Genomic DNA, 26,318 nt, shown 5'->3' on the forward strand with positions numbered 1-26,318 from the left:
AGCCGTGCCCGACGCACCGATCCAGGCGACCACCCGATCCGCGGGAGCGCAACCCCACGGCACCGACTTCATCCGCGCACCTGCGGATGCTCACCCCTCGGGCGCCGCGTCCTCCCCGGGGGCGGTGCCGCCGTCCTCCGGGCCGAACCCCGGCACGTCCTCGTCCCGCGGCTCGACGATCGCCGGCCACAGCAGGCGCTCCCCGACGGTCACGCTCGTGTCCGGCGCGACGCTGACGACCTGGTAGTCCATGATCCGCCGCGACTCGGGGTCGAATCGCAGCACGGTCAGCTCGGCCACACCGCTCAGGGGACCGACCGTGGCCTGGTTCAGGGTCGCCCCCGCGGTGCTCGACGAGACGTAGCGCACGCCGAGCCCGACCTGCTCGGGACCGATCCGCCGGTGGAAGTGACCGGAGACCTGCGCGGGGACGCAGCCGTCCTCGAGGGCAGCGTCGCCCACGGCCGGGGTGTGGACGAGCAGCAGGTCCACCTCGCCGTCGTCGCACGCGGTCTCGGCGAGCCGGCGGCCCGCCTCCGCCGGCGTCTCGTCGGCCGCGGACGCCGTCCCGCCGCCACCGACACGCGTCTCGTTGGGGTCCCGGTCCCCGAGGATCCGCACCCCGGCGACCTCGACGACGCCACCGTCGAGGACGGTCGCGCCCGCGCGTGCGTAGTTGGCGGTCGTCTCGCGCGAGTCGTGGTTGCCCGGCGACGTCACCAGCTCGACGCCCGGTGGCACGGCGCGCGCGAACGACGTGACGCAGTACTGCTCGACCGACGTGCCGTTCATCGTGGTGTCGCCCGCGTCGAGGACGGCGTCGGCCCCCGCGAGCTCAGCGAGCCGCCCGATCAGCGGCGCCATCCCGACGTTGCAGTGCAGGTCCGACACGACGACGAGCACGACAGGGTCCACCGGCGGTGCCGTCGGCGACGGGCTCGCGGTCGCGGAGGGTGCCGCACCGTCCGGGTCGTCGGTCGCGGAGGGTGCCGCACCGTCCGGGTCGTCGGTCGCGGCGGGTGCCGCACCGTCCGGGTCGTCGGTCGCGGAGGGCTCGGGCTGCTCGGCGTCCTGCGCCGACGCGTCCGGGTCGCCGTCCCCACGGTCCGTCGACGTCTCGTCCGCACCCTCGTCGTCCTGGTCGGGTGCCGCGTGCAGCGCCGCGGCACGGTCGGCCGCGTCCTGCTGCGCCGCCTCCTGCGCGGCCTGCTCCTCCTCGGTCGCGCGGTCCTCCCACGCGGCGACGAGCGAGTCCTCGGCGCTGCGGTAGAAGTCCTCGTTCGCGCGCCACGCGTCCACCGCGTAGCCCCCGTAGGTGTCGATGACGCCGCCGAGACGCCCCGTGACGCGCGCGCCGGCCAGGGGCGTGCCGTCGAACACGGCGGACGTGGCCTGCGGCGCGGCCGGCCGGTCACCGGGTGCGACGCTCGAGGTCAGCAGCGTCCCGCCGACCACCACGACGAGCGCGGCCGCCTGCCACGCGCGCGCGTGCGGGCCGAGGCGGTCCACGAGCTCACGTCGCCGGTCGGGCCCCAGCAGCCACCGCAGCAGGAACCAGGCAGCGACCAGCACCACGAAGGCGACCGCCGAGCGCACGACGGCGTCACGCACCAGCGCGTAGGCGACGTCCTGCACGGCCGCGGCGGGACCGGAGAAGAAGGCCACGTACGCGTTGAGGTCCTCGCTGAGCGCCTGCAGCGTGCGGGCCTCGCCCAGCTCCGTGACGCTCGCCGGGATCTCCTGCACCGTGGCCCGGACCCCCAGCGTCGCGGGCAGCGGGGAGTCGATCTGCAGCGTGCCGAGCGGGCCGAAGTCGATGGTGACGGTCGCGTCCGTGGTGACGTCGTACCGCGTGACGTGGGGTCCGAGCGCCGCCTGCACGGACGCGGTGGTCACCCCGAAGACGACCGACGCGACGAGCGCGGCGAGGACGAGAGCGATCGTCGCGGGCCACCCGTGCCGCGGCCGCCACGCGCGCGCGGCTCGCGCGGCTCGGCCCACGGCCCGCCGGGCGCGGTGGAGCCGCCGGGGGGTCGGGACGTCGCTCGTCGGATCAGCCATCGGCCCCGAGCCTAGACGCGCTCGCGCACGTCAGGGCCGCCGCAGCCGGGTGGTGCCGCGTCCTGCCCACCTCCGACGCGACCGCGCTCAGGCTCGGGCGTCGCGCCACCTGACCCACGCTGCGGCGTTCGTCAGGTCGTAGTCCGGACCGCCCGCGCTGCAGGTGAACAGCCGCACGCCGGCAGCGAGCAGCTCGTCGCCGACCTCGTCGGGGTCCGACCCGTCGACGGCGAGGGAACGCGTGACGAGCGACGCGGTGTCCCGGCCGACCGCGGCGCCGTGCTCGTCGAGGATCGCGCTCTTGCGGCGCAGCGTCTCGACGTCGCCGAACGAGTGCCAGACGTCCGCGTGCTCGGCGACCACGCGCAGCGTCTTGCGCTCACCGCCGCCGCCGATCATCACCGGGATGTCGCGGGTCGGCGTGGGGTTCGCCGCAGCCCAGCGTGCCCTGATGCGCGGCATCGCCGCCGCGAGGTCGGCGATGCGCGACCCCGCCGTGCCGAACTCGTACCCGAACTCGTCGTAGTCCCGCTCGAACCACCCGGCACCGATGCCGAGGATCAGCCGGCCGCCGCTGATGTGGTCCACGGTCCGCGCCATGTCGGCCAGCAGGTCGGGGTTCCGGTAGGAGTTGCACGTCACGAGCGCGCCGATCTCGACACGGCTCGTCTGCTCGGCCCACGCACCCAGCATCGTCCAGCACTCGAAGTGCTTGCCGTCGGGGTCGCCGTAGAGCGGGAAGAAGTGGTCCCAGTTGAACACGATGTCGACACCGAGGTCCTCGGCGCGCAGGACCGCGTCGCGGATCTGGCCGTAGTCGGCCTGCTGGGGCTGGATCTGGACGCCGACGCGCACGCCGGTCGCGGGGGTCTGGGTCACGGGGTCACGCTAGCGCGCGGTCCCCGCCGGGGCGCGGGCTGACTCACTGGTAGGTGACGAGGTCCGGCACCGGCTGCACCTGGTACGTCTGCGCCGGGTCCAGCATCGGGACGTCCTCGTCGTAGAAGTTCTTCCAGCCCCAGTGCACGTTCGGCGCGCCGTTGCGCAGCGCCGCCCACGTGCCGGCCTTGGCCGGCTGGCCGCCCTGCCCGTCGACGTGGATGAGCGGAGCCAGCTCGTCGTGCGACGTGTCGAGCCGCTCGCGGTCGGAGATCATCCGCAGCGAGAACTGGTGCAGCACGAACATCTTCTGCGGCAGGTTCCGGTCCCGCGTGAGCTGCGCCAGCCAGGCGGCGGTCGCGTTCACCTCGTCGATGCCGACCGAGCCGATCTGGCGCAGGTGCACCTGGTCGGGCGCCAGCCGCCACTCCGGGTCCAGCGCGAGCCCCACGTGCGGCAGCTCGAGCAGCTCGGTGTACGCCCGCGCCTGGGTGACGAAGTCCTGACGGCCCGGCTGCAGGTCGAGCAGGACGTACTGACCGGCGGCACCGGCCGCGTCGACGAGCGGGCGCAGGTCGTCCACCGACCGCTTGCGCGAGTAGGTGCCGTCGTCCTCGGGCCCCGCCGACGCGATGGACGCGATGATCTCGACGGCGGGCACCACCGTGTCCGCGGTCAGGCCCCGGTAGAGGTCCGCGTGCTGGGCGGCGCGGGTCAGCGTCGCCGGCACGTCCTGCTCCCCCAGCACGCCGAGCGCACCCGACCCGGGGGTGCCGTACAGGGCGACGTACCGCTTGCCGGGCTGCCCCGCGACCGCCGGGAAGACGACCTGCCCGCCGCCGGGGAGCTCGACCCCCGTGCGTGCGGTCGCCGTGCGTGCCGCCAGGATCTCGGGCGTCCCGAAGGTCTCCCCGAAGGCGATCACCGACGTCGGTGCGGCCGCCGCGACGGCCTGCACCGCGCCCGACGTCGCCCGGGGGTCACCGCCCGGCACGTCCGCGACCGGGACCCCGAGGGCGCGCAGCGTCGCGGCCGCCGCGGCCGGGACCGCGCCGTCCGCGAGCGCGAGCACGCCCGTGGCGACGACCGGCGCCGTGGGTGGGAGCGTCGTGGCGACGTCGCCCGGTGCGGGTGCGACGGACGGGTCGCTCGGCACGTCGGCCGGCGCCGGCGCCTGGCCCTCGGGCACGAGCACCGCGGGAGCGGGACGCGTCAGGGCCCGCACCGCGGCCGTCTCGCCCCCGGCGGGCACCGGCGTGACGTCACCGAAGGGCACCCCGGTGGCCTGCGTGAGCGCGTCGGCGTCGGCACCGGCTGGCACCGCGACCGCCGCCACGTCGGCGGGCAGCGCCTCGGTCGTGACCTCCCCCACGACGAGCGCGTGCTGCGCACGGAGCCGCGTGAGCTCGGCCGCGACGTCGACCCCGTCGGCCGCCAGGAGGACGGGCGCGCCCGTCGCCACGGCCGCGGACGCCGCCGTGAGCACGGCACCGGCGTCACCGGCCGCCGCGAGCACGACGACCGGTGCGGACTCCAGCAGCGCGACGGACGTCGCCAGCGCGACCTGCGGGTCGTCGCCCGTGACGACGGAGGCAGGCGGAGGGCCGGCCGGTGTGGCGCTCAGGGGCTCCGGGGTCGGCGACGCGGTGACCGCCGGGGAGGTCGAGGGGGTGGCCACGTCGGCCGTCCCCCAGCTGCACCCGGCCAGGAGCGCGACGACGAGCGCTCCCGTCACGGTCGTCGCGCGCAGCCGCGCACCACCCATCTGCTCCACCACGTGCACCCGGCCCCTTTTCCGTCGCTCCGGCGGCGTGCTCGCCGCCGGCGAGCCACTGTAGGCAGGTCGGCCGGCCCTCGCCCGCCCGGCCAAGCGGTGCGATCCGGGACGGATCCCCCGCCGCGGCGCGCCCGACGTGGGCTCGGACCTGCGTCGACACCCTCCGGGAGGGCATCATCCGACGATGGACGAGTCCTCCCCCACGCCCGCCCCCGACGGCCGGACCGCGCACGAGCGACCCGGCGTGTACGCCACACCGGGCGCGGGTTTCGAACGTGACACCCGCTACCTGACCACCCGCATCACGGCCGACGGACGCGACGGGTGGCCGGTCGAGGCCGGCCGCTACCGGCTGGTCGTGTCGCGCGCGTGCCCGTGGGCCAGCCGGGCGATCGTCGTGCGGCGGGTGCTGGGCCTGGAGGACGCGCTGTCGATGGGGGTGTGCGGGCCGACCCACGACGAGCGCTCGTGGACCTTCGATCTCGACCGCGGCGGCGTGGACCCCGTCCTGGGCGTCGAGCGGCTGCGGGACGCCTACCTCGTGCGCGACCCGCGGTACGCCCGCGGGATCACCGTGCCCGCGATCGTCGACGTGCCGACGGGCGCCGTGGTGACCAACGACTTCGCGCAGATCACGCTCGACCTGTCGACGCAGTGGACCACCCACCACCGGCCCGGCGCACCCGACCTGTACCCCGAGGCGCTGCGCGGCGAGATCGACGAGCTGGGCGACGAGATCTACCGCGACGTCAACAACGGCGTCTACCGGTGCGGGTTCGCCGGCTCGCAGGAGACCTACGACCGCGCGTTCACGCGCCTGTTCGACGCGCTGGACCGCCTCGAGGCGCGGCTGACGCGCCGGCGCTACCTGGTCGGCGACACGATCACCGAGGCCGACGTGCGCCTGTTCACCACGCTCGTGCGGTTCGACGCGGTCTACCACGGGCACTTCAAGTGCAACCGGCACCGACTGACGGAGATGCCGGCGCTGTGGGCGTACGCGCGTGACCTGTTCCAGACGCCCGGCTTCGGGGACACCGTCGACTTCGTGGACATCAAGCGGCACTACTACGAGGTCCACCGCGACATCAACCCGTCCGGCATCGTGCCGCGCGGGCCCGAGCTGCGCGGGTGGCGGACGCCGCACGGCCGCGAGGCCCTCGGCGGGCGACCGTTCGGCGACGGGACGCCGCCCGGTCCCGTGCGGGACGGCGAGCGGGTCCCGGCCGGGCACGGAGCCGGGTGACGCCACCGCAGCAGGTCAGAAGCCGGTCATCCGGTGGTCGTGGCCGAAGCCCGGCAGGAACGTCGGCCCGCGCTGCGCGAGCTCGGCGGCCCACGCGTCCGCCCAGCGGGCGAACGGCGCGTGCGCCAGCCCGTCGTTCGCGAACCGCGGGTCCGTGGTCACCTCGGTGACGCAGAAGTCCGGGATCGCGAGGTCGGTGACCGGCCCGCCGCGCTCGACCTCGGCGACGACGAGGGGCGCGTTGGCACCGGCGAACACGTCGACGACCCAGCCGTCCTCCCCCAGCCACACCGAGTGCCGGATCTTCGCGACCCGGGCGCCGCCGCGCCGCACCATCTGGACGCCCACCTGCGGGTCGATCTCGCGCTCCGCCTCGTAGCGGGTCCCGCCGTTCATCGGCCCCTTGACCGTGACCGCGCAGAAGTCCACCCGGTCGGCGTACCGCTCGAGGAGCGTCACCTCGTCGAGATCGACGTCCACTCCCGCGACCGCGGAGGCCTGCGCACGCACGCGCAGCGCGTACCCCTCGTCGGCCAGGTAGTAGCTCTGGACGATCAGCGCCGGCTCCGCGTCGAGCAGCCCGGCGGGGACGTCGCGCACGAGGAACCGTCGCTCGAACTCGAAGTCGCCGTTCCCCGTGTCGCTCATGGCCACCCGTCCGTGCCCCGACGGCCCCGGCGACCGTCTGCGCACACCGTACCGACCCCGCCGGGCCGACCCCGCGCAGCCCGGTCCACCAGGGCGCGATCACGGGCGTGTGTGCGCCGCGACGGACCCCAGGGCAGCTCCGTGGCGGGCCCCTGACCTGCGGCGACACCGCCGCGCCGCGGTCCGGGGCGCCAGGTGTGAGACAGTTGCCCCCAGAGGCAGCGCGATCGACCGCGCGCCCGCGTCGTGGAGTCCCCCCGGGAATCGTGCGGCGGACCCTGACGTCAACAGCCCGAGAGGCACCATCCTGTGACCACCTTCACCGACCTCGGCGTGCCCGAGGTGCTGGTTCGCGCGCTCGCGGACCAGCAGATCACCACCCCCTTCCCCATCCAGACCGCGACGCTGCCCGACACGCTGCGCGGCGCTGACGTGCTCGGCCGCGGGCGCACCGGCTCAGGCAAGACCCTCGCGTTCGCCCTGCCCGTCGTGACGCGCCTCGCCGCGTCCGGCACGCCGCGCCGCGCGCGCCGCCCCCGTGCGCTGGTGCTGTGCCCCACGCGTGAGCTCGCGACCCAGATCGAGGCCGTGTTCGCCCCGCTGGCCAAGGCCGCGGGCCTGCGCACCGCCGTGGTCTTCGGTGGCGTCGCGCAGTCGCGCCAGGTCACCGCCCTGGACCGCGGCGTCGACGTGCTCGTCGCGTGCCCCGGCCGCCTCGAGGACCTGCTCCGCCAGAACCTGGTCACGCTCGACGGCATCGAGATCACCGTGCTCGACGAGGCCGACCACATGGCCGACCTGGGCTTCCTGCCGGTCGTGCGGCGCCTCATGGACCGCACCCCGAAGCGCGGGCAGCGCCTGCTGTTCTCGGCGACGCTGGACAACGGTGTCGGCACGCTCGTCGACCGCTACCTGACGACGCCCGTCGAGCACGCGGTCGACCCGGCCGCCCAGACCGTGGTCGCCAGCACGCACCACGTGCTCGAGGTCGCCGACGCCGCCGCCAAGAAGGCCGTCGTGGAGATGCTCGCGGCGGGCTCCGGCCGTCGCGTGCTGTTCATGCGCACCAAGCACCACGCGAAGAAGCTCGCACGCCAGCTCACGCTCGCGGGCATCCCCGCGGTCGACCTGCACGGCAACCTCGGCCAGGGGGCGCGCGAGCGCAACCTCGCCGCGTTCTCCTCCGGTGAGGCCCGGGTGCTCGTCGCGACCGACATCGCGGCGCGCGGCATCCACGTCGACGAGGTCGAGCTCGTCGTGCACGTCGACCCGCCGGCCGAGCACAAGGCGTACCTGCACCGCTCGGGCCGCACGGCCCGCGCCGGGGCGTCGGGCACGGTCCTGACGCTCCAGCTGCCCGAGCAGCGCGCCGACGTGCGCGCGATGACGCGCGCCGCGGGCATCACCGTGACGCCCGTCTCGGTGCGCCCCGGTGACGCGCTCGTGCGTCAGCTCGCCGACGCACCCGGGACGGTCGGCGCCGACAACGGCGGCACGCCCGCCCCGACGACGTACGTGGCTGCTCCCGCGACGTCGGACGACCGCCCCACCTCCGCGGGCGGCGGGCGGTCCGGCGGTGGCCAGCAGAGCGCGGGCCGCGGCCAGGCGGCCACGCGCGGCCGGTCCACGTCCGCGCGGGGCCAGGCCTCGCCGGGCCGCGGCCGCTCCCCGCAGGAGGCCGGTAGCCCCCGTGCCGCGTCCCAGACCGACGGTGCCGCACGGCGCCGCACCGGCACGCGCGCCGCGGCGCGGCCGGCCGGTCCTGCCGTCGTCTGGACCTCGGGCGGGCCCGACGCCGTGCGCAGCCACGACCCGCGCACGACCACGACGCCGCAGCGCGGCACCGGTCCGTCGGCCGGGCGCGACGGGGGCTCGGCGCCGTCCGACGCCGCCGGTGCGCCCCGTCGTCGGCGCGGTGGCCGCGGTCGCAGCCGCTCCGGCGCGGGCAGCTCCGCCGCCTGACGCACGCCCACGCACGCCGAGCCCGGAGCTCGGCGGTCCCTGACGCATCAGGACCGTCGAGCTCCGGGCTCGCTGCTGCCCGGCCCCGCGTCTGGCGCGGCCGGGCCCGTCAGTCCAGGTGGGCCGGCAGGCCGAACCGCGCGAACAGCTCGGCCCCGAACCACACGGTCACGTGCCTGACCCCGTCGTCCGTCACCGTGACCTGCTGCACCTGGAACGCCGCGTGACGCCCCTGCGCGTCGCGCATGTACATCGCGAACGCCGGCAGCCCGTTGGCCGCCGTCGGCACCATCCGCATGTCGCCCGGGCCCTGCGCCGGGCACCACGTGCCGATGAGCTCGCCCACCGCCTGCGGGCCCGTGTACCAGCCGGGGAACGGGGGCATCTCCCACACCACGTCCGCCGCGAGCAGGTCCACGATGGCGGCGATGTCGTACGCCTCGAAGGCCGCGACGTACCTTTCGACCAGCGCCCGGTGGCGCGGGTCCGTCGGCTCCATCGGCGTCAGGTGCTGCACGTTCGCCATGTGCGCACGCGCTCGCTGCAGCGTGGAGTTCACGGCGGCGACCGACAGGTCGAGCGCGTCCGCGACCTCGGCCGCCGACCACGCGAGGACGTCGCGCAGCAGCAGGACGGCCCGCTGCTGCGCCGTCAGGTGCTGCAGCGCGGCGACGAACGCGAGGCGCACCGAGTCGCGGTGCACGGTCGTCTCGGCGGGGTCCACGGGCGGCTGCGCCCACACCAGCGCGTCCGGCAGCGGCTCGAGCCACGGCGTGCCGAGGTCCTCGCGCGGCTGGTCCCGCGGGTCGGCGGCCGGTGCGCCGAGCCCCGTCGGCAGCGGGCGGCGGCGCCGACCCTCGAGGTGCGTCAGGCACGTGTTGGTCGCGATGCGGAACACCCAGGTGCGCAGCGACGAGCGGTTCTCGAAGCCGCGCATCGCACGCCACGCCCGCAGGTACGTCTCCTGGAGCATGTCCTCGGCGTCGTGCACCGAGCCCGTCATGCGGTAGCAGTGCGCGAGGATCTCGCGCCGCATGGGGGCGAGCCGCTCGGCGAACTCGTCGGCGGTCAGGTCACCGGGTGCGGCGTTCGGCGCGGCCCCGGACGGGTGTGCGGGTGTGGTCGTCGTCACACCACGACGGTAGCCGCGACCACCGACACGGCACACCCCCGATGACCCGTGACGTCGGCGCGGGTCGGCACCGGTGTCGCCGCACCCCGCACCCGGCAGGAGCGCCCGTGGACCGCATCCTCTTCGTCACCCTCCCGGTCCACGACGTCGCGACCTCGCGCTCGTTCTACACCGGGCTCGGGCTCCCGGTGAACGAGATGTTCAGCGACGAGCAGATCGTCTGCGTGGTCGTCTCGGACACGATCTGCGTGATGCTCATGGACCGCGACCGGTTCGCCGACTTCACGCCCCTGCCGGTCGCCGACGCCCGCACGGGCACGCAGGTCCTGCTCTGCCTGACCACGTCGTCCCACGCCGAGGTCGACGCGCTCGTCACGGCTGCGCTCGCGCGTGGCGGCTCGGAGTTCCGGCCGCCCCAGGACGACGGGTCGATGTACGCACGCGCGGTCGCCGACCCGGACGGGCACGTCTGGGAGCTCCTGCACGTGGACCACGCGGCGGGCGCCTGAACCACCGCCGTCGCGGCCGCGTGCCAGACTCGCGCTCATGCCCGCGCACCCCGACGCCTACGAGCCGGACGACCACCTGGACGAGCGCACGCTGCTCGTCGCCGCCGCGTACGTCGTCCTGCGCCGGGCCGGCGAGAGCGGCGACGAGGTGCTCCTGCAGCGTCGCGCGGGCACCGGCTACATGGACGGGAGCTGGGCCGTGCTGGCCGGCCACGTCGACCCGGGCGAGTCCGTGCACGAGGCCGCCGTCCGCGAGGCGGCGGAGGAGGCTGGCGTCGTCGTGCCCGTGGCCGCACTGCGCCCCCTGACCGCGATCCACCGGTTCGTCCGCGGCGGACCGCAGGTCGAGCAGCGCGTCGACGTCTTCTTCGAGGTGACGGTGTGGAGCGGCGAGCCCACGCTCCGCGAGGCCCACCGCGCCGCCGCGATGGGCTGGTTCCCGCTGCACGACCTGCCGGACCCCGTCGTGCCGCACGAGCGCGTCGTGCTGGACCTGCTGGCGGCCGGCGCGCCCGTGCCCGCGGTGCTCTCGCTGCCCCGCTGAGGCGAGCGGGTGGAACTCGCGCGTCCGGCCCTGCGGCCACCTCGGGCAGGTCGCACGCACCGCTAGCGTGGCGGCGTGCACCCGGATCCGACGCGTGACGACATCGCGGCACTCGTCGCCGCCCGCACCCCGATCGTCGTGCTGGAGACCGAGGACGAGGCGGACGCCGTCGAGCTCGTCCTGCGCGCCGCGTCCCGCAGCCCGGGGGGGCACGCCGGTCGGCCGGTCTTCCGCTGGACCGTCACGGACGGGCTGCGCCGCATGGACGTCGACCTCGGCGGTGCGCAGCTGCACAACGCCGACCCGCCGACCCTGCTGCGGTCCATCGTCGACGGCATGGCGCCCGCCGTCTACGTCCTCCTCGACCTGCACCCGTGGTTCGACGACCCGGTCGTCGTGCGCCTCCTCAAGGACGCCGCACTGCGCCCCGTGGGCCTGCGCAGCACGCTCGTGCTCGTGTCGCACGCGCTCACCCTGCCGCGCGAGGTCGAGCACCTGGCGGTGCGTGTGCCGGTCTCGTTCCCCGCACCCGCCGAGCGCGCCGTGATCGTCGACCGCACCGTCGCCGCCTGGGGGAACGTCACGGGTCTCTTCCCCCAGGTCGACCCGCAGGCCCGCGAGCTCCTCGTGCAGCGGCTCGCCGGGCTGTCGCGCTCCGACGTCGGGCGCCTGGCGCACGGCGCGATCGTCGACGACGGCGCGCTGACGGTCCGCGACGTGCCCGTCGTCGAGCGCGCGCGCTTCGAGGCGCTCGCGGCGGACGGCGTGCTGTCCTACGAGTACGCCACCGTCGCGCCGGCGGACGTCGTGGGGCTCGACCGCGTCGTGCGCTGGTTGCTGCTGCGCCGCCCGGCCATGGACGGCTCGGCCCCGCACCTCGACGCCCCGCGCGGCGTGCTGCTGCTCGGCGTGCAGGGGTGCGGCAAGTCGCTCGCGGCGCGCGCGGCGGCCTCGATCCTCGGGGTCCCGCTGCTGCGGCTCGACCTCGCGGGTGTGCACGACAAGTACGTGGGCGAGTCCGAGCGCAGGCTGCGCGACGCGCTCGCCGCGGCGGACGCGCTCGCGCCGTGCGTGCTCTGGGTCGACGAGATCGAGAAGGCCGTCGCGAGCAGCGACTCCGACGGCGGGTCCGCGCGCCGCGTGCTGGGGACGCTGCTGACGTGGCTGGCGGACCGCGGATCGCGCGTCTTCGTGGCGGCGACCGCCAACGACATCTCCGCCCTCCCGCCCGAGCTCGTGCGCAAGGGCCGGTTCGACGAGCTCTTCTTCGTCGACCTGCCCGACGAGGACGCGCGTGCGGGCCTGCTGCGGCTGCACGCCGCCCGCCGCGGCCTGACGCTGCGCGACGACGAGACCGGGCACCTCGTGGCCGCCTCGGACGGCTTCTCGGGCGCCGAGGTCGAGCAGGCCGTGGTCGCCGCCACGTACGCCGCCCACGCCTACGGCCGGGCGCTCGACGCGGCCACCGTGCTCGACGAGCTGCGCGCGACGCGTCCGCTCGCCGTGGTCATGGCCGAGCGTGTGGCGGCCCTGCGCGCGTGGGCCGCGACGCGCACCGTCCCCGCACGCTGAGGCGGCCGCAGCCCCGACCACCCTGCACCGCTGCACCACGACGCAGGACGCCCCGCACCGGACGGGTCGACCGTCCGGTGCGGGGCGTCCTCGCGCGGCGCGGTCAGCCGGTGTTCTGCAGCCCCGCCGCGACACCGTTGACGGTGAGCAGCAGCAGCCGCTGCAGCTCGTCGGTCGACGCCTGCTCCTGCCCCGTGCGCAGGCCGCGCAGGGCGCGCAGCTGCAGCAGGGACAGCGCGTCGACGTAGGGGCTGCGCAGCTGGACGGCACGTCCCAGGATGCGGCGACGGGACAGGACGTCCGTGCTGCCGGTCGTCGCGAGCACCCACTGGCGCGTGAGGCGCATCTCGTCGAGGACGAGCCGGGCGAGGTCGTCCCGGTCGCCGAGCGCGAGGTAGCGCGCGGCGATGCGCTCGTCGGTCTTGGCCAGCGACATCTCGACGTTGTCGATGATCGTCGCGAACAGCGGCCACTCGGCATACGCGGCGCGCAGCTCCTCGACGTCCCCGACGGCCGCGAGCGCGGTACCCAGGCCGTACCAGCCGGCCAGGTTGATCCGGGCCTGCGACCACGAGAACACCCACGGGATCGCGCGCAGGTCGTCGAGCGAGGACACCGACAGCCCGCGTCGTGCCGGGCGCGACCCGATCGGCAGCAGTCCGATCTCCTCGAGCGGCGTGACCTGCGCGAACCAGGACGGGAACCCGTCGGCGCGCACCAGCCGGTGGAAGTGCTCGCGCGAGGCCACGTCGAGGCGGGACGCGAGGTCGGCGAACCGTGCGGCCGCCTCGTCGTTGCGCCGCACGACGCTCGGCGCGTCCGCGAGCAGCGTGGCCGCCGTGACCTGCTCGATGTGCCGGGTCGCGATGTCCGCGTCCCCGTAGCGGGCGAAGATGACCTCGCCCTGCTCGGTGAGCTTGAAACGGCCGTCGACGGAGCCCGGCGGCTGCGCCAGGACGGCGCGGTTCGCGGGGCCGCCGCCGCGCCCGAGGGCACCGCCGCGGCCGTGGAAGAGCGTGAGGACGATGTCGTTGCGCTTCGCCCAGTCGGCGATGCGCCGCTGCGCGTCGTCGAGGGCGAGCGTCGCGGACAGGGGCCCGACGTCCTTCGAGGAGTCGGAGTACCCGAGCATGACCTCGACGCGCCGGCCGTTGGCCGCCAGGCGCTCCTGCACGCGCGGGTGCTCGAGCGCGGCGTCGAGCAGGTCGACGCTGTTCTGCAGGTCGGCGAACGTCTCGAACAACGGGATGGCGTCGATGACGGGCGCGTGCTCGGGACCGCCGAACGCCAGGTCGGCGAGGCGGTACACGGCGGGCAGGTGCTCGGGCGACTGCGTGAACGACACGATGTAGCGGCGCGCGGCGGCCACCCCGAACCGGCGCTGCACGGTGCCGAGCGCCCGGAACGTGTCGAGCACCTCGAGGGTCATCGGCTGCAGGTCGCCGTCGATGCCGTGGGCGTCGATGTCGGCCAGCGCCGCGGCGTGCACCTGCGAGTGCTGGCGCAGCTCGAGCTCGGCGAGGTGGAACCCGAAGGTCTGCACCTGCCAGATGAGCCGCTGCAGGTCGCCGAACGCCGCCCGGCGAGCGCCGGCGGCCTCCAGCGAGTTCTGCACGATCCGCAGGTCGTCCTCGAGCTCGTCGGCGTTCGCGTACGCCAGGTCGGCGTCCCGCCGGCGGGTGGCCGCGATGCGCTCGACGATGCCGAGCAGCGCGCGGCGGTGCGGCTCGTTGGGGGCCGAACCGGCGATCCGTGACGTGATCGCGTCCGAGAGCGAGCGCTGACGCTGCCACAGCGCGCTGAGCTCGGCCGACGGAGGCGTCCCCGCGGCGTCGAGCGTGAGGCAGTCGGCCGTGCGGCGGGCGGACGCCAGGAGCGCGCCGAGCGCGTGCTCGGACGCCATGGCGGCGGCGGCACGGGTGACCTCGGCGGTGACGTTGGGGTTGCCGTCGCGGTCACCACCGATCCACGACCCGAGCCGCGCGAACGGGCTCACGGCGGGCGTGGTGGTGCCGGCCGCGTCCTCGAGGAGCCAGTCGTCGAGGCGGCGGTAGACCGTGGGCAGGACGTCGGCGAGCGTGGCGTCGAAGATCGACAGGACCGTGGCGACCTCGTCGAGCACCGTGGGCTTCTCGGCGCGCAGGGGTGACGTCCGCCACAGCGTGTCGATCTCGGCGAGCAGGCGCCGCTCGTTCTCGGCGAGGCTGGTGCCGCCGATGTGCAGCGTGTCCCGCTCGGCGACGAGCTCGGCGACGCGACGGATCGACCGGGACACCGCACGACGACGAGCCTCGGTCGGGTGCGCCGTGAACACCGGCCGGAACTCGAGGTCGCGCAGACGCTCGCGGGCGGTCTCCTCGCCGACCTCGGTGACGAGCTGCTGGTACGCGGCGGGCAGCGAGTCGTCGGGCGCGAGCTCGTGCGGCGAGAGCCGCGACTCACGGTCGCGCAGCACGCGCACCCGGTGGTACTCCTCGGCGAGGTTGGCGAGGTGGAAGTAGCAGGTGAAGGCACGTGCCACCTGCTCGGCGCGCGCGTGGCTGAACCCGGCGACCAGCGCCTCGGCCTCGTCCAGCGCATGGCCGTTCGGCTCGCTGTGCGACGCGATCGCCAGCTCACGCAGCCGTTCGACGTCCGCGAGCAGGTCCTCACCCCCGGCGTCGCGCAGCACGCGGCCGAGCAGCTCACCGAGCAGCCGGACGTCGTTGCGCAGAGGCTCCGGTACCTCGTGGCTGACGACGCCGCGAGGGACGTCCGACCCGATCTCCACTTCGTTCACGGGAGAAAGGTAGTTGACTTTCGGTCGTGCTCGACCGGAGCGACCGACGGGTGGGCGTTCCGCGCCGCCGCGGCGAGCCGACGAGAAGAGAACGTGTAGTTGTTGCATCAACTTTTGCGGTAGCATGTCGCCGTGCCCCCCGAGACCCGCTGGCTGACGCCCGACGAGCTCCGTGCCTGGCTGGGTCTCGTGACCGTCGCCGAGCTCCTGCCCGCGCAGCTCGACTCCCAGCTCCAGCAGGACGCGGGCCTCACGCACTTCGAGTACCAGGTGCTCGCGATGCTGTCCGAGGCCTCCGGCAGGACGTTGCGCATGTCCGACCTCGCCCGACGCACCAACGCGACGCTCCCCCGCCTGTCGCACGTCGTGCGGCGCCTCGAGGACCGCGGGCTGGTCGAGCGCGCACCGTGCACCGACGACCGTCGCGCGACGAACGCGCACCTGACCGAGGACGGCTGGGACCTCGTCGTCCGCACCGCTCCCGGCCACGTCGAGACGGCCCGCGCGCTCGTCGTCGACGCCCTGACGCCCGAGCAGGTCCACCTGCTCGAGGAGCTCACGCGCACGATGCTGCAGCGCCTCGACCCCGAGGGCCGGCTCACACCGCCGCTGGACGAGGTCGGGCGCGCGTGACGAGGCACACACCGCAGGACGCCGTCGCGGTGCTGCGCCGGTGGGAGGACTCGGGCGCGGCGTGGCGCGTGCTCGAGCGTGACGGCGCCCGGGTCACCGTGGGCCTGTGGACGTGCACGGGCGACGAGCTCGTGGACCGCGTGGAGGCGCAGGGTCCGGCCCTCGAGGCCTTCGTCGCCGGGCGCTCGAGCAGCGAGGACCTCGCCCCATCACCCGCCGGCGCACCCTGACGCTTCCCCGCCGGAGCGCCGCGGCGCGACTCGACGCGGACGCACCGCGGGGGCGCCGGGGCCGCAGCCCCGACGCCCCCGCGCACGACGGCTACGAGCAGACGCCGGTGGGCGTCCAGTCGACGTTGTTGCTGCCCTTGTAGTACGTCACGCCGAAGCTGTTGGAGCCGTTGGGCGTGAAGGTGTTGCCGTTGCGGTTGGCACCCCACGAGCTCTGGATCGACTGCCCGTTGCTCGGGTAGACCGTGACGGACCAGTTCGACTTGCCCGAGACCGTGTAGGTCACATTGAACCGGTCACCCCAGCTCTCGGCCTTGGTCGCGGTCGCGGTGCACGAGCCGGTGCTCCCGCCGCCGGTGTTGCCGCCACCGGTGTTGCCGCCGCCCGTGTTGCCACCGCCGGTGTTGCCACCACCGCCCGAGCCCGCCGACATCGTGATGTTCGAGCTGCCGGAGGACTGGTAGCCCTCGGTCGCCAGGATCATGTAGTTGTGGTTGCCCAGCTGCATGCCCTTGGACGCCCACGCGGAGAAGTGGTTGCCGGCGGTGATGGTGCCGCCCACGCGCTTGGACTGCCGGACCGACCAGAACTGCTTGAACGTCGAGGAGTTGCCCTCGATCGACGGGGCGTTGACGCGGGTCGTCTCGTAGATGTCGTACGTGCCACCGTCGGACGTGACCGTGCCCTTGTGGGTGCCGGTGGGGCGGTAGGTGCCCCACGAGTCGACGATGTAGTACTCGATCAGCGGGCCGTTGGTCCACCCGTAGAGCGTCAGGTAGGCGTTGCCCGAGGGGTTGAAGGAGCCCGAGTAGGACACCACCTTGGAGCTGTCCCCCTTGGACCAGCCCTTGCCGATGACGAAGTTGCCGGTGTTCTGCCAGTTCGTCGTGTAGTTGCCGCCGTCGTTCATGCCGGCCGAGACGGTGCCGGGGCTGTCGGTCCAGAACGAGAACCAGTAGCCGCCGCTGGTGCCGGTCTGGTTGCTGTTGATCGTGGCAGCCATCGCGGGCGCTGCGGCGGCGACACCGCCTGCCAGCAGCGCACCGACGGCGACGGCGCCGATCAGCCGGCGGACCGGACGTCGCGTCCGGTCCGCGGTGCGGGTGGGGACAGAGGACATGGAAGCACTCCTTCGTGCGTCAAACGGGGAACGTCCTCGGAAGTCCACCGTGACCCCACGTCGGGACCGGCAGCCCGCGCCTTCCGGGCAGCAGGGACCGACGGCTTCCGCCACCGGGCCGCAGCCGCCCGGCGAGTGTGCTAGGTCATCCCACAAGAGTCAAGTCACCCTACGACTCGCCACCACGACGTCACCGCCCGGCCGAGCCCGGACACGCTCGGGTCCAGCACCGTGCGGGACTTGAGGGAGCCCCTCGCCGCGCGACCGACCGCTCGCACCCACGAGCCGGCGACGGTCCGCCGCGGAACGCGGCAGACTGCCGGTCATGAGCGAGCTCACGCTGTGCTGCCTGCTGTGGGCCGCGCCGGGCCAGGAGGCTGCGATGACGCGCTACGAGGACACCGTGCTCGCGCTCGTCGCGGGCCACGGCGGGCAGCTCCTCCAGCGCGCCGTCGGCGACGGCAGCGACGGCCACCCCCACGAGGTGCAGGTCTACCGCTTCGCCGACCGGTCGGCGCTCGACGGGTACCTGGCCGACCCCCGGCGGGTACGTCTCGCCGCCGAGCGCGACCGCGTCGTCGCACGCACCGAGATCTTCCCCGTCCAGGTGCGCTGACGGGCGGTGCCGACGGGAGCGGGCAGACGACGTGCCACCGTCAGCGCGCACCCACCGCTCGCCCGCGAGGTCGCGGCGACCCGCGCCCTCGACCCCACCCGCAGCTGCTCGCGCGGCGACGAACGAGGGCCCGGCCGACGGCCGGGCCCTCGTGGAGAACGAACGACGCGGGACACCGGTGAACGGTGTCCCGCGTCATCACGACGTGGAGCTGAGGGGATTCGAACCCCTGACCCCCTGCATGCCATGCAGGTGCGCTACCAGCTGCGCCACAGCCCCGTGGTCCGCGAGCGGACCTCGACGCCCCTGGGGGCGCCCCGAGAGTCTAGGACGAACGAGCGGCGAAGCGCCAATCGCGTCCCGGCGGTGGTGGTGTGACGTGCAACGCGTCGTCAGTCCGGGTCGCGGGTCGCGTCGTCCGCGTCCTGCTCCGCCGGCTCCGGGTCCGGCCCGGCGTTCCAGTCCGACGACGCGTCGGTCGGACCGATGTTGTAGCCGAGCAGCCGCCAGGCGGGATCCACGTCGGGGCCCGATGCCGTCATCTGCGCCCAGTGGGCGTTGTGCATGCCGACCAGACCGCGCCATGCCGGTGGCTGGCCGAGGAGCTCTGCCACGAGCGAGCCCAGGGCCGCTCCGTGGGAGACGATCACGAGGTCGTCTCGGCCCGGCGTGCGGCTCACCTGGTCGAGCACCGCCGCGGACACGCGTGCCGCCAGGGCGGCGCGCGACTCGGCACCGACCCCGGCCGGATCGCCGCCCGCACGCCACGCCGTGAACTCCCCCGGCCAGTCGGCCTCGATCTCCTGGCCGGTCAGGCCCTCCCAGGCTCCGAACGCCCGCTCACGCAGCCGGGGGTCGAGCTCGACCGGCACGTCCAGCGCGCGACTGAGGTACGTCGCCGTCTCGACGGCCCGCGTCAGGTCGGACGCGACGATCCGCACCGGCCGGTGCCGGACCGCCAGCCGGGCCGCCGACGTCCGGGCCTGCCAGTGCCCCACCTCGTCCAGGGGGATGTCGATCTGTCCCTGCAGGCGTGCCTGCGAGTTGTACGCGGTGCGCGCGTGACGCCAGAGCAGCAGGTGCTGCGTCACGCGTCGGCCTGCTCGCCGCGCTCCTCGGGAGGCAGCTCGATGAGCGGGCAGTCCTTCCAGAGCCGCTCGAGCGCGTAGTACACGCGGTCCTCGGCGTGCTGCACGTGCACCACGATCTCGCCGAAGTCGATCAGCACCCACCGTCCCTGCGCCTTGCCCTCGCGGCGCACCGGCTTCGCGCCCAGGTGGTGCAGCGCCTCCTCGACGGCGTCGACGATGCCGCCGACCTGCCGCTCGTTCGTACCGGAGGCGATGAGGAAGACGTCGGTCAGGACCAGCTGCTCGCTCACGTCGAGCGCGATGATCTCCTGCGCCTTCAGGTCGGAAGCGGCGCGCGCTGCCGCGTGGGCCAGCTCGATCGCGCGGGTGCTCGCAGGCACATGGGCTCCTCGTGTCGTGGGGACGGCGTCCACCGGGTGGTGCGACGCCGCGGGAGGTGCGGGAGACGTCAGGCGGGGCCGGCGACGGAGACCGTCGCGACCGCGGGTGCGGCCTCGGCCTCGGTGCCCGTGCCGTCGGAGCGCGTCTGGATGACGAGCAGCATGATGAGGAAGCCGAGCACGAACGCCACGAGCGCCAGCACCAGCACATGCAGCCAGGTGTACGGGTGCAGGCGCCGCGAGGGCTCGTCGTCCTCGTCCTCGTCGTCGTCGAGGTCGTCGTCGTGCGTCGCGGCGGCGGTCCGCGACGCCGCCCACGGCGGGGCTGCCGGCTCAGGAGCCGGCGGCGCCTCCGGTGTGCGCGTCCACGCGTCCGGCGACCGCTCGGTCTCCGGGGCCGGCGCAGCGGCAGGCTCGGCCGGTGTCGGCGCGGCCGGAGCGCCGCCCGGCGTCCAGACGGGCGACGGCGCGGGACGCGGCGGCGCAGCAGGCGCCGACGACTGGAACGAGGTGACCGACGGCGCCGGGGCAGGTGCCTGCGCCGGGGTCGACGGGGTCCAGGGTGCCGGGGCCGGGCTCGGCGGCGCAGCCGACGTCCCCGAGCCCCACGCGGACGTGCGCGGCGGTGCGGCGGACGCCGACGAGGCACCTCCTGCCCAGCTGGGCGCACCCGTCGACGGAGCGGCACCACCCTCGCGTCCCCAGCCGGTGCCCTCGGTCGGACGCGGCGTCGCGGCGGGCGCGGGCGTCGCGGACTGCTGGCCCCACGGGCCGGCGGGTGCCGGCTGCGGTGCCGCCGCCGGGCGGGACGCGGCGCGCCGGTCGGGCGCGGCCTGACCCCGCGTGCCCCAGTCGGACGACACGGGCGGCGTCGGGGGCGTCGGTGCGGGCCGAGGAGACGGCGCGGGAGCCGATCGCTGCGGTGCCGGGGTCGTCGCCGGCCGGGGCGCGGGTGCCGAGGCGGCGACCGGGCGGGCGGGCGGGCGGGCTGCCGGCGGTGCGGCGGGAGGCGTCGCCGCACGCGGTGCCGAGGTGGGGTCCAGCGCCGAGTCGCGGTACGAGCGGCGGGACCGGGCACCGTCGTCGGAGGACCCGCGCGGGCTCGGGGCGGCAGGCCCGGCGGAGACCGGGCCGGGCCGGGCAGGCTGCTGGCCGGCGCCCGACGACCACGCCGGGGTGCCTGTCGGGCCGGCCGACGACGTGCCGGCCGGCGGCGTCACCAACCGGCTGCGCATGGCCCGACGCGAGCTCGGGGCGGACGTGTCGTCCCCCGCGGGCGGGGCGGGCGGGCCGCCGGGCCCCTGCCCACCGTCCTGGGCCGCACGCTCCATCTCACGACGGCGCCGGCGCTCTCCGGGTTCACTCATGACGACCTCGATACAACCTGTGCTTGGCGATGTACTGGACGACCCCGTCGGGGACGAGGTACCACACCGGCTCCCCTGCGCGGGCACGCGCACGGACGTCGGACGAGGAGATCGCCAGGGCAGGGACCTCCAGCACGTCGACCCGCCCGGCGGGCAGGCCGTCCACCGACAACGCGTGGCCCGGACGGGTGACCGCCACGAACCGCGCCGTGTCGAACAGCTCGGCAGCATCCTTCCACGTGAGGATCTGCGCGATCGCGTCGGCACCGGTGATGAAGAAGAGGTCGGCGTCCGGACGCTCGGTCTTGAGGTCGCGGAGGGTGTCGACCGTGTAGGTCAGCCCGGCGCGGTCGATGTCGACGCGGCTCACGGTGAAGCGCGGGTTCGACGCGGTCGCGATCACCGTCATGAGGTAGCGGTGCTCGGCGGGCGACACCTCGATGTGCTGCTTGAACGTGGGGTTGCCCGTCGGGACGAACACGACCTCGTCGAGGTCGAACCGGGCCGCGACCTCGCTCGCCGCGACCAGGTGCCCGTGGTGCACGGGGTCGAACGTGCCGCCCATCACACCGAGGCGTGGGCGGGTGGGGACCTCCGCGGTGGCCGGCACCGTCAGTGGCGCGACCCGACGGAGCGGAACGCGTACGTGACCAGCAGCATCGCCAGCAGCCCCACGAACGCGCCGACGCCGAAGACGGCGGGCGCGAACGGCAGCGCTTCGTTGTGCTCGGCGGCCGTCTCTGCGGCGGCGATGAGGGTGGCGTGCACGTGGTCCTCCTGCTGGTCCTCGTCGGTCTTCCGTGTCCGTCACGGCGCCCGTCGGTCGTCCCGGAGCCGCAACGACCCAGTGTCGCACGCGTCGCCGGTGACCCCGGACCACGCCACGACGGGTCGCGTCAGGGGCGCACGTGCCCGTCCCCGTGCACGACCCACTTGGTCGTCGTGAGCTCGGCCAGCCCCATCGGACCGCGCGCGTGCAGCTTCTGCGTCGAGATCCCGATCTCGGCGCCGAGGCCGAACTGGCCGCCGTCGGTGAACCGGGTCGAGGCGTTGACGATCACGGCGGCGGCGTCGACCTCCGCCACGAACCGCTCGGCGGCGCGCAGGTCCTGCGTGACGATCGCCTCGGTGTGGCCGGTCGACCACTGCCGCACGTGCTCGATCGCGGCGTCCAGGCCGTCGACGACCCGCACCGCGAGGTCGAGGGACAGGTACTCGGTCGCCCAGTCCGCGTCCGTCGCCGGGGCGGTCGCCGCGTCCCGCGGCGCGTGGCGCAGGGTCACGTCGTCACCGTGCACGGTGACGCCCGCCGCGGCCAGCGCGGTGAGCGCCGACGGCAGGAACGCGTCGGCCGCGTCACGGTGCACCAGCAGCGTCTCCACCGCGTTGCACACCCCGACGCGCTGCGTCTTGGAGTTGAGCAGGATCGCCAGCGCGTCCGCCTGGTCCGCGCTCGCGTCCACGTACAGGTGGCAGTTGCCGACGCCCGTCTCGATGACCGGGACCGTCGCCTCCCGCACGACCGTCGCGATGAGGTCGGCGCCGCCGCGCGGCACCAGCACGTCGACGAGGCCGCGGGCGTGCATGAGGGCCACGGCACCCGGGCGCCCCCAGGCGTCGACCGACTGGACGAGGTCGCCGGGCAGGCCCTGGGCGACGAGCGCGTCCGCGAGGACCTCGACGACCACCTCGTTGCTGCTCGCGGCCGCGGAGCCGCCGCGCAGGATCACCGCGTTGCCGCTCTTGAGCGCCAGGCCGGCGGCGTCCACGGTCACGTTGGGACGGGCCTCGTAGATCATCCCGACGACACCCATCGGCACCCGCAGCTGCCGCAGCCGGAGCCCGTTGGGAAGGGTCGAGCCCCGCACCACCTCACCGACCGGGTCCGGCAGCGCCGCGAGCTCGCGCAGGGCGTCCGCGATCGCCGCGACCCGCTCGGGCGTCAGCGCCAGGCGGTCGAGCAGCCCGGGTGACATGCCGTTCGCGCGGCCGCGCTCCAGGTCCTGCGCGTTGGCGGCCAGCACGCGGTCGGTGGCGGCGACCAGCGCGTCGGCCAGCGCGCGCAGCGCGGCGTCCTTCGTGGCGCGCGTGGCGGTCGCCAGCGCGCGCGAGGCCTCGCGCGCTCGTCGTGCGACGGCGAGGACGGCGACCTCGGGGTCGTCCAGGACGGCGGGCGTCGACTGCTCCAGCGACGTGGTCATGGCGCCAGGTTAGCCGCGCCCGGCCGCGGGACCACGGCTGTCCGCACCTCGGTCCCGCCCCGCCCGGGCGGGCGACCTGCTCAGCCGCGTCGACGGACCAGCACGAGGTCGTCGCGGTGCACGAGCTCACGGTCGTACCCGGCGCCGAGCGCCTCACGCAGCTCGCCCGTGCTGCGCCCCAGCAGCTGGGGCACCTCCTGCGCGTCGTAGGCGACCAGGCCCCGGGCGACGACGACGCCCGCCGCGTCGACCAGCTCGACCGGGTCGCCGGCCTCGAACGCTCCCTCGACGCCGGTGACACCGGCGGGCAGCAGCGACGTGCGGCGCTCGACGACCGCGCGGACGGCACCCTCGTCGAGGACCAGCCGACCGCGCGTGCGTGCGGCGTGCGCGAGCCACAGCAGGCGGATGGAGCGACGGCGACCCGTCGCGTCGAACCACGTGCCCACGTCCTGCCCCGTCAGCCCCGCGGCGCCCTGCGCGACGGACGTCAGCAGCACCGGGATGCCGGACTGCGTCGCGATCGCGACCGACTCGAGCTTGGTGAGCATGCCGCCCGTGCCGACGGCGCTGCCGCGGGCCGTCACGTCGATCCCCTCGATCTCGCTGAGGCCCCGCACCTGCGCGATGCGCTGCGAGCCCGCTCGGGACGGCGGTCCCGTGTACAGCGCGTCGACGTCCGTGAGGAGCGCCAGCGCGTCCGCGTGCACCAGGTGGGACACGAGCGCCGCGAGGCGGTCGTTGTCGCCGAACCGGATCTCGTCGGTGGCGACGGCGTCGTTCTCGTTGATGATGGGCACGACGCCGAGGTCGAGCAGCCGCGTCAGCGCCCGGTGCGCGTTGCGGTACTGCCCGCGCCGCCAGGTGTCCTCGGCGGTCAGCAGCACCTGCGCGACCGTCAGCCCGTGGACCGCGAACGCGCGCGTGTAGTGCGCCACGAGCAGCCCCTGGCCGACCGACGCGGCGGCCTGCTGCGTCGCGAGGTCGCGCGGCCGGGCGGCCAGGCCCAGCGGGCCGATGCCCGCCGCGATGGCGCCGGACGACACCAGCACGACCTGCGTGCCGGCGGCACGCCGCGCCGCGAGCAGGTCGACCACGGCAGCGAGCCGCTGCGGGTCGAGGTGCCCGTCCGTGCTCGTCAGCGACGAGGAGCCGACCTTGACGACGATCCGGCCCGCGTCGGGCAGCTGGTCACGTCCCGACAGGGCGGCGGCACTCACGGCACCTATGATGCCTCGCCGCGGGGGCACCTCCGTGCAGCGACCGCCTCCCGGACGCGCCGTGGGCGCGTCCGGGAGGGGTGCTCACACGTCCGGGTCCGTCCAGACGCCCTGCTCGCGCTCCGTCCACATCTCCGCGCGGGCCGCAGCCTTGGCGTCCATGCGCTCGGTGTACTCGCGGCGCTTCTGCCCGCGCGTGGGGCGGGACCGGTCCTCGAGGCGCACGTCGCTGCCGCGCGGCCCGCCGAGGAGCTCCGAGCCCGTCAGGAGCGTGGGCTCCCAGTCGAACACGACCGAGTTCTCGTCGGGACCGATGCGCACCTCGTCGCCCGCGACCGCACCGGCCTTGTAGAGCGCGTCCTCGACACCGGCGCGCGCGAGCCGGTCCGCGAGGTAGCCGACGGCCTCGTCGTTCGCGAAGTCGGTCTGGCGCACCCACCGCTCGGGCTTCTCGCCGCGGATCGCGAACCACACCTGACCGCCACCCTCGCGGCGCTTGACCGTGAAGCCGGAGTCGTCGACGGCGCGCGGACGCAGCACGACGCGCGTCGCCTCGGCGACCGGGGCGGCCCGGCGCGCGGCCGCGACCCGCTCCGCGAGCGCGAACGTCAGCGCGCGCAGGCCCTCGTGGCTGGCAGCGGAGATCTCGAACACGGGCACGCCGCGCCCCTCGAGCTCGGCACGGACGAGGTCGGCCAGCTCGCGCGCCTCGGGCACGTCGATCTTGTTGAGCACGACCACGCGGGGACGCTCGACGAGCGGCACCCCGCCCGCCGCGACCTCGAGGTCCTCCGAGTAGGCGGCGAGCTCCGCCTCGATCACGTCGAGGTCGGAGACCGGGTCCCGCCCCGACTCGAGCGTGGCGCAGTCGAGCACGTGGACGACGACCGCGCACCGCTCGATGTGCCGCAGGAACTCCAGACCGAGCCCCTTGCCCTGCGACGCCCCGGGGATGAGCCCGGGCACGTCGGCCACCGTGTACCGGAAGTCGCCGGCCTGGACGACACCGAGGTTCGGCACGAGGGTCGTGAACGGGTAGTCGGCGATCTTGGGACGCGCCGCGGAGATCGCGGCGACGAGGCTCGACTTGCCCGCGGACGGGAAGCCGACGAGGGCGACGTCGGCGATGGTCTTGAGCTCGAGCACGACCTCGGCCGTCTCCCCCGGCTCCCCCAGCAGGGCGAACCCGGGCGCCTTGCGGCGCGGGGACGCGAGGGCGGCGTTGCCGAGCCCACCGCGACCCCCGGCCGCGACGACGTAGCGCGAACCGGCACCGACGAGGTCGGCCAGGACCGTGCCGTCGGGCGCCTTGACGACCGTGCCGTCCGGGACGGCCAGCACGAGGTCCTCGGCGGTCGAGCCGCTGCGGTGGTCGCCCATGCCCTGCGTCCCCGACGCGGCGCGCCGGTGGGGCAGGTGGTGGAACGGCAGCAGCGTCGTGACCTGCGGGTCCACCTCGACGATCACGGAGCCGCCGTTGCCGCCGTTCCCGCCGTCGGGCCCGGCGAGGGGCTTGAACTTCTCGCGGTGGATGGATGCACAACCGTGCCCACCGTCACCGCCGGTCGCGTGCAGCACGACACGGTCGACGAACGTCGCCACGGCTGGACCTCCTTCGTCTTTCATGCAGTTGGTGATCGTCACACGACGAAGGGGCGCACCGCACCGGTGCGCCCCTCGACCGTGAAGCTGGGATTGTGTCGTGACCTCAGACGGAGGCGACGATGTCGATGACCTTGCGGCCACGACGCGTGCCGAACGCCACCAAACCGGCGGTCAGCGCGAACAGCGTGTCGTCGCCACCGCGGCCGACGTTGTCGCCCGGGTGGAAGTGCGTGCCGCGCTGGCGGACGATGATCTCGCCGGCCTTGACGACCTGACCACCGAAGCGCTTGACGCCGAGGCGCTGGGCGTTCGAGTCGCGACCGTTGCGCGAGGAGCTCGCGCCCTTCTTGTGTGCCATGACTGACCTGCTCTCCGGATGCTGCGGAAGGGGGGACGGCCGCGTGAGCGGCCGGGGCTCACTGGATGCCGGTGACCTTCAGGCGCGTCAGCTTCTGGCGGTGACCCTGGCGCTTGCGGTAGCCGGTCTTGTTCTTGTACTTGAGGATGTCGATCTTGGGACCCTTCTCGTCCCGCACGACCTCCGCCGTCACCGTCACCTTGGCCAGCGCCGCGGCGTCGGTGGTGACCTTCTCACCGTCGACGAGCAGGAGCGCCGGCAGCTGGACCGACGACCCCGCCCCGGCGGCGAGGCGGTCGACGACGACGACGTCGCCGACGGCGACCTTCTCCTGGCGGCCGCCAGCCTTCACGATCGCGTACACCACGTTGCTGCTCATCTCTGCTCG

The 26,318-nt window shown here is 74.8% G+C and carries 25 protein-coding genes and 1 tRNA gene; 8 read left to right on the plus strand and 18 right to left on the minus strand.

Features of this window, described 5'->3' with window-relative positions:
• Nucleotides 1-90: 90 nt before the first annotated feature.
• The 3 genes from KKR89_RS11315 to KKR89_RS11325 all read right to left on the minus strand — a co-directional run bounded on the left by KKR89_RS11315 (nt 91) and on the right by KKR89_RS11325 (nt 4,705).
• On the minus strand, nt 91-2,061 hold the full coding sequence (locus KKR89_RS11315; protein ID WP_208195430.1) for a metallophosphoesterase family protein: 1,971 nt from the start codon (nt 2,059-2,061) through the stop codon (nt 91-93).
• Nucleotides 2,062-2,148: 87 nt separating this feature from the next.
• Nucleotides 2,149-2,940: an LLM class F420-dependent oxidoreductase gene (locus KKR89_RS11320; RefSeq protein WP_208195431.1), complete on the minus strand. Its 792-nt coding sequence runs from the start codon at nt 2,938-2,940 to the stop codon at nt 2,149-2,151.
• A 43-nt stretch (nt 2,941-2,983) separates the two neighbouring features.
• Nucleotides 2,984-4,705 carry a hypothetical protein gene (locus KKR89_RS11325; protein ID WP_243882455.1) on the minus strand — a complete coding sequence of 574 codons (1,722 nt, stop codon included), beginning with the start codon at nt 4,703-4,705 and terminating at the stop codon, nt 2,984-2,986.
• Between the two features lie 196 nt (nt 4,706-4,901).
• Between KKR89_RS11325 and KKR89_RS11330 the strand changes: the two genes are divergently transcribed.
• Nucleotides 4,902-5,963: a glutathione S-transferase family protein gene (locus KKR89_RS11330; RefSeq protein ID WP_208195433.1), complete on the plus strand. Its 1,062-nt coding sequence runs from the start codon at nt 4,902-4,904 to the stop codon at nt 5,961-5,963.
• A gap of 15 nt (nt 5,964-5,978) precedes the next feature.
• On the opposite strand, the gene KKR89_RS11335 is transcribed toward KKR89_RS11330, so the two are convergent.
• Nucleotides 5,979-6,611, minus strand: coding sequence for a CYTH domain-containing protein (locus KKR89_RS11335; protein WP_208195434.1), 633 nt, complete (start codon nt 6,609-6,611; stop codon nt 5,979-5,981).
• 309 nt (nt 6,612-6,920) lie between these two features.
• Here KKR89_RS11335 and KKR89_RS11340 point away from each other — a divergent pair, with 309 nt between their 5' ends.
• Nucleotides 6,921-8,573 carry a DEAD/DEAH box helicase gene (locus KKR89_RS11340; protein WP_208195435.1) on the plus strand — a complete coding sequence of 551 codons (1,653 nt, stop codon included), beginning with the start codon at nt 6,921-6,923 and terminating at the stop codon, nt 8,571-8,573.
• A gap of 109 nt (nt 8,574-8,682) precedes the next feature.
• Here KKR89_RS11340 and KKR89_RS11345 read toward each other — a convergent pair whose 3' ends face one another.
• A complete protein-coding gene (locus tag KKR89_RS11345) occupies nt 8,683-9,705 on the minus strand; it encodes a sigma-70 family RNA polymerase sigma factor (protein ID WP_208195436.1) in 1,023 nt (340 codons plus the stop codon).
• Nucleotides 9,706-9,812: 107 nt separating this feature from the next.
• Between KKR89_RS11345 and KKR89_RS11350 the strand changes: the two genes are divergently transcribed.
• From KKR89_RS11350 to KKR89_RS11360, 3 genes are all read left to right on the plus strand, one after another.
• Entirely contained in the window at nt 9,813-10,214 is a 402-nt protein-coding gene (locus KKR89_RS11350) for a VOC family protein (RefSeq protein ID WP_208195437.1), read from the plus strand.
• Between the two features lie 37 nt (nt 10,215-10,251).
• Entirely contained in the window at nt 10,252-10,758 is a 507-nt protein-coding gene (locus tag KKR89_RS11355; RefSeq protein WP_208195438.1) for an NUDIX domain-containing protein, read from the plus strand.
• 75 nt (nt 10,759-10,833) lie between these two features.
• On the plus strand, nt 10,834-12,330 hold the full coding sequence (locus tag KKR89_RS11360; RefSeq protein WP_208195439.1) for an AAA family ATPase: 1,497 nt from the start codon (nt 10,834-10,836) through the stop codon (nt 12,328-12,330).
• 103 nt (nt 12,331-12,433) lie between these two features.
• Here the strand turns inward: KKR89_RS11360 and KKR89_RS11365 are convergent, their stop codons facing one another.
• Nucleotides 12,434-15,109 carry a phosphoenolpyruvate carboxylase gene (locus KKR89_RS11365; RefSeq protein ID WP_208195440.1) on the minus strand — a complete coding sequence of 892 codons (2,676 nt, stop codon included), beginning with the start codon at nt 15,107-15,109 and terminating at the stop codon, nt 12,434-12,436.
• A 132-nt stretch (nt 15,110-15,241) separates the two neighbouring features.
• Between KKR89_RS11365 and KKR89_RS11370 the strand changes: the two genes are divergently transcribed.
• Complete coding sequence (locus tag KKR89_RS11370; RefSeq protein ID WP_208195441.1) at nt 15,242-15,742, plus strand: MarR family winged helix-turn-helix transcriptional regulator; 501 nt, start codon at nt 15,242-15,244, stop codon at nt 15,740-15,742.
• Entirely contained in the window at nt 15,739-15,972 is a 234-nt protein-coding gene (locus KKR89_RS11375; protein WP_208195442.1) for a hypothetical protein, read from the plus strand. Before KKR89_RS11370 ends, KKR89_RS11375 begins: the two co-directional genes overlap by 4 nt.
• Nucleotides 15,973-16,063: 91 nt before the next feature.
• On the opposite strand, the gene KKR89_RS18580 is transcribed toward KKR89_RS11375, so the two are convergent.
• Nucleotides 16,064-17,092 (minus strand): glycoside hydrolase family 11 protein, encoded by a 1,029-nt coding sequence (locus KKR89_RS18580; RefSeq protein ID WP_208195443.1) that lies wholly within the window; start codon nt 17,090-17,092, stop codon nt 16,064-16,066.
• 325 nt (nt 17,093-17,417) lie between these two features.
• On the opposite strand from KKR89_RS18580, the gene KKR89_RS11385 reads away from it, so the two are divergent.
• On the plus strand, nt 17,418-17,708 hold the full coding sequence (locus tag KKR89_RS11385) for a hypothetical protein (RefSeq protein WP_208195444.1): 291 nt from the start codon (nt 17,418-17,420) through the stop codon (nt 17,706-17,708).
• A 206-nt stretch (nt 17,709-17,914) separates the two neighbouring features.
• Here the strand turns inward: KKR89_RS11385 and KKR89_RS11390 are convergent.
• The 11 genes from KKR89_RS11390 to rplU form a co-directional block, all read right to left on the minus strand.
• Nucleotides 17,915-17,987 (minus strand) — tRNA-Ala (locus tag KKR89_RS11390).
• A gap of 113 nt (nt 17,988-18,100) precedes the next feature.
• Complete coding sequence (locus tag KKR89_RS11395; RefSeq protein ID WP_208195445.1) at nt 18,101-18,799, minus strand: histidine phosphatase family protein; 699 nt, start codon at nt 18,797-18,799, stop codon at nt 18,101-18,103.
• The gene (gene rsfS / locus KKR89_RS11400) at nt 18,796-19,179 is read right to left on the minus strand and encodes a ribosome silencing factor (RefSeq protein WP_191781928.1); all 384 of its coding nucleotides are present in this window, start codon (nt 19,177-19,179) and stop codon (nt 18,796-18,798) included. Before rsfS ends, KKR89_RS11395 begins: the two co-directional genes overlap by 4 nt.
• 68 nt (nt 19,180-19,247) lie before the next feature.
• The gene (locus KKR89_RS18515) at nt 19,248-20,546 is read right to left on the minus strand and encodes a hypothetical protein (protein WP_214765491.1); all 1,299 of its coding nucleotides are present in this window, start codon (nt 20,544-20,546) and stop codon (nt 19,248-19,250) included.
• Nucleotides 20,539-21,156 carry a nicotinate-nucleotide adenylyltransferase gene (gene nadD / locus KKR89_RS11410; protein ID WP_208195447.1) on the minus strand — a complete coding sequence of 206 codons (618 nt, stop codon included), beginning with the start codon at nt 21,154-21,156 and terminating at the stop codon, nt 20,539-20,541. Before nadD ends, KKR89_RS18515 begins: the two co-directional genes overlap by 8 nt.
• A gap of 2 nt (nt 21,157-21,158) precedes the next feature.
• Nucleotides 21,159-21,314 carry a hypothetical protein gene (locus KKR89_RS11415; RefSeq protein WP_191781922.1) on the minus strand — a complete coding sequence of 52 codons (156 nt, stop codon included), beginning with the start codon at nt 21,312-21,314 and terminating at the stop codon, nt 21,159-21,161.
• A 128-nt stretch (nt 21,315-21,442) separates the two neighbouring features.
• On the minus strand, nt 21,443-22,747 hold the full coding sequence (locus tag KKR89_RS11420) for a glutamate-5-semialdehyde dehydrogenase (RefSeq protein ID WP_208195448.1): 1,305 nt from the start codon (nt 22,745-22,747) through the stop codon (nt 21,443-21,445).
• A gap of 80 nt (nt 22,748-22,827) precedes the next feature.
• Nucleotides 22,828-23,976 (minus strand): glutamate 5-kinase, encoded by a 1,149-nt coding sequence (gene proB, locus KKR89_RS11425; protein WP_208195756.1) that lies wholly within the window; start codon nt 23,974-23,976, stop codon nt 22,828-22,830.
• 75 nt (nt 23,977-24,051) lie between these two features.
• Entirely contained in the window at nt 24,052-25,569 is a 1,518-nt protein-coding gene (gene obgE / locus KKR89_RS11430; protein ID WP_208195449.1) for a GTPase ObgE, read from the minus strand.
• Nucleotides 25,570-25,675: 106 nt separating this feature from the next.
• Nucleotides 25,676-25,930 carry a 50S ribosomal protein L27 gene (gene rpmA / locus KKR89_RS11435; protein WP_208195450.1) on the minus strand — a complete coding sequence of 85 codons (255 nt, stop codon included), beginning with the start codon at nt 25,928-25,930 and terminating at the stop codon, nt 25,676-25,678.
• Between the two features lie 58 nt (nt 25,931-25,988).
• Nucleotides 25,989-26,297: a 50S ribosomal protein L21 gene (rplU, locus tag KKR89_RS11440; RefSeq protein WP_208195757.1), complete on the minus strand. Its 309-nt coding sequence runs from the start codon at nt 26,295-26,297 to the stop codon at nt 25,989-25,991.
• Nucleotides 26,298-26,318: the final 21 nt, after the last annotated feature.

It is taken from the genome of Cellulomonas dongxiuzhuiae, from assembly GCF_018623035.1.
Lineage (GTDB): Bacteria > Actinomycetota > Actinomycetes > Actinomycetales > Cellulomonadaceae > Cellulomonas > Cellulomonas dongxiuzhuiae.

Bases quoted from the DNA above. Each gene is read 5' to 3' on its own strand.
- KKR89_RS11315 (WP_208195430.1), bottom strand. From the start codon at position 2,061: ATGGCTGATCCGACGAGCGACGTCCCGACCCCCCGGCGGCTCCACCGC.
- KKR89_RS11325 (WP_243882455.1), bottom strand. From the start codon at position 4,705: ATGGGTGGTGCGCGGCTGCGCGCGACGACCGTGACGGGAGCGCTCGTC.
- KKR89_RS11330 (WP_208195433.1), top strand. From the start codon at position 4,902: ATGGACGAGTCCTCCCCCACGCCCGCCCCCGACGGCCGGACCGCGCAC.
- KKR89_RS11335 (WP_208195434.1), bottom strand. From the start codon at position 6,611: ATGAGCGACACGGGGAACGGCGACTTCGAGTTCGAGCGACGGTTCCTC.
- KKR89_RS11355 (WP_208195438.1), top strand. From the start codon at position 10,252: ATGCCCGCGCACCCCGACGCCTACGAGCCGGACGACCACCTGGACGAG.
- KKR89_RS18580 (WP_208195443.1), bottom strand. From the start codon at position 17,092: ATGTCCTCTGTCCCCACCCGCACCGCGGACCGGACGCGACGTCCGGTC.
- KKR89_RS11385 (WP_208195444.1), top strand. From the start codon at position 17,418: ATGAGCGAGCTCACGCTGTGCTGCCTGCTGTGGGCCGCGCCGGGCCAG.
- KKR89_RS18515 (WP_214765491.1), bottom strand. From the start codon at position 20,546: ATGAGTGAACCCGGAGAGCGCCGGCGCCGTCGTGAGATGGAGCGTGCG.
- KKR89_RS11420 (WP_208195448.1), bottom strand. From the start codon at position 22,747: ATGACCACGTCGCTGGAGCAGTCGACGCCCGCCGTCCTGGACGACCCC.
- rpmA (WP_208195450.1), bottom strand. From the start codon at position 25,930: ATGGCACACAAGAAGGGCGCGAGCTCCTCGCGCAACGGTCGCGACTCG.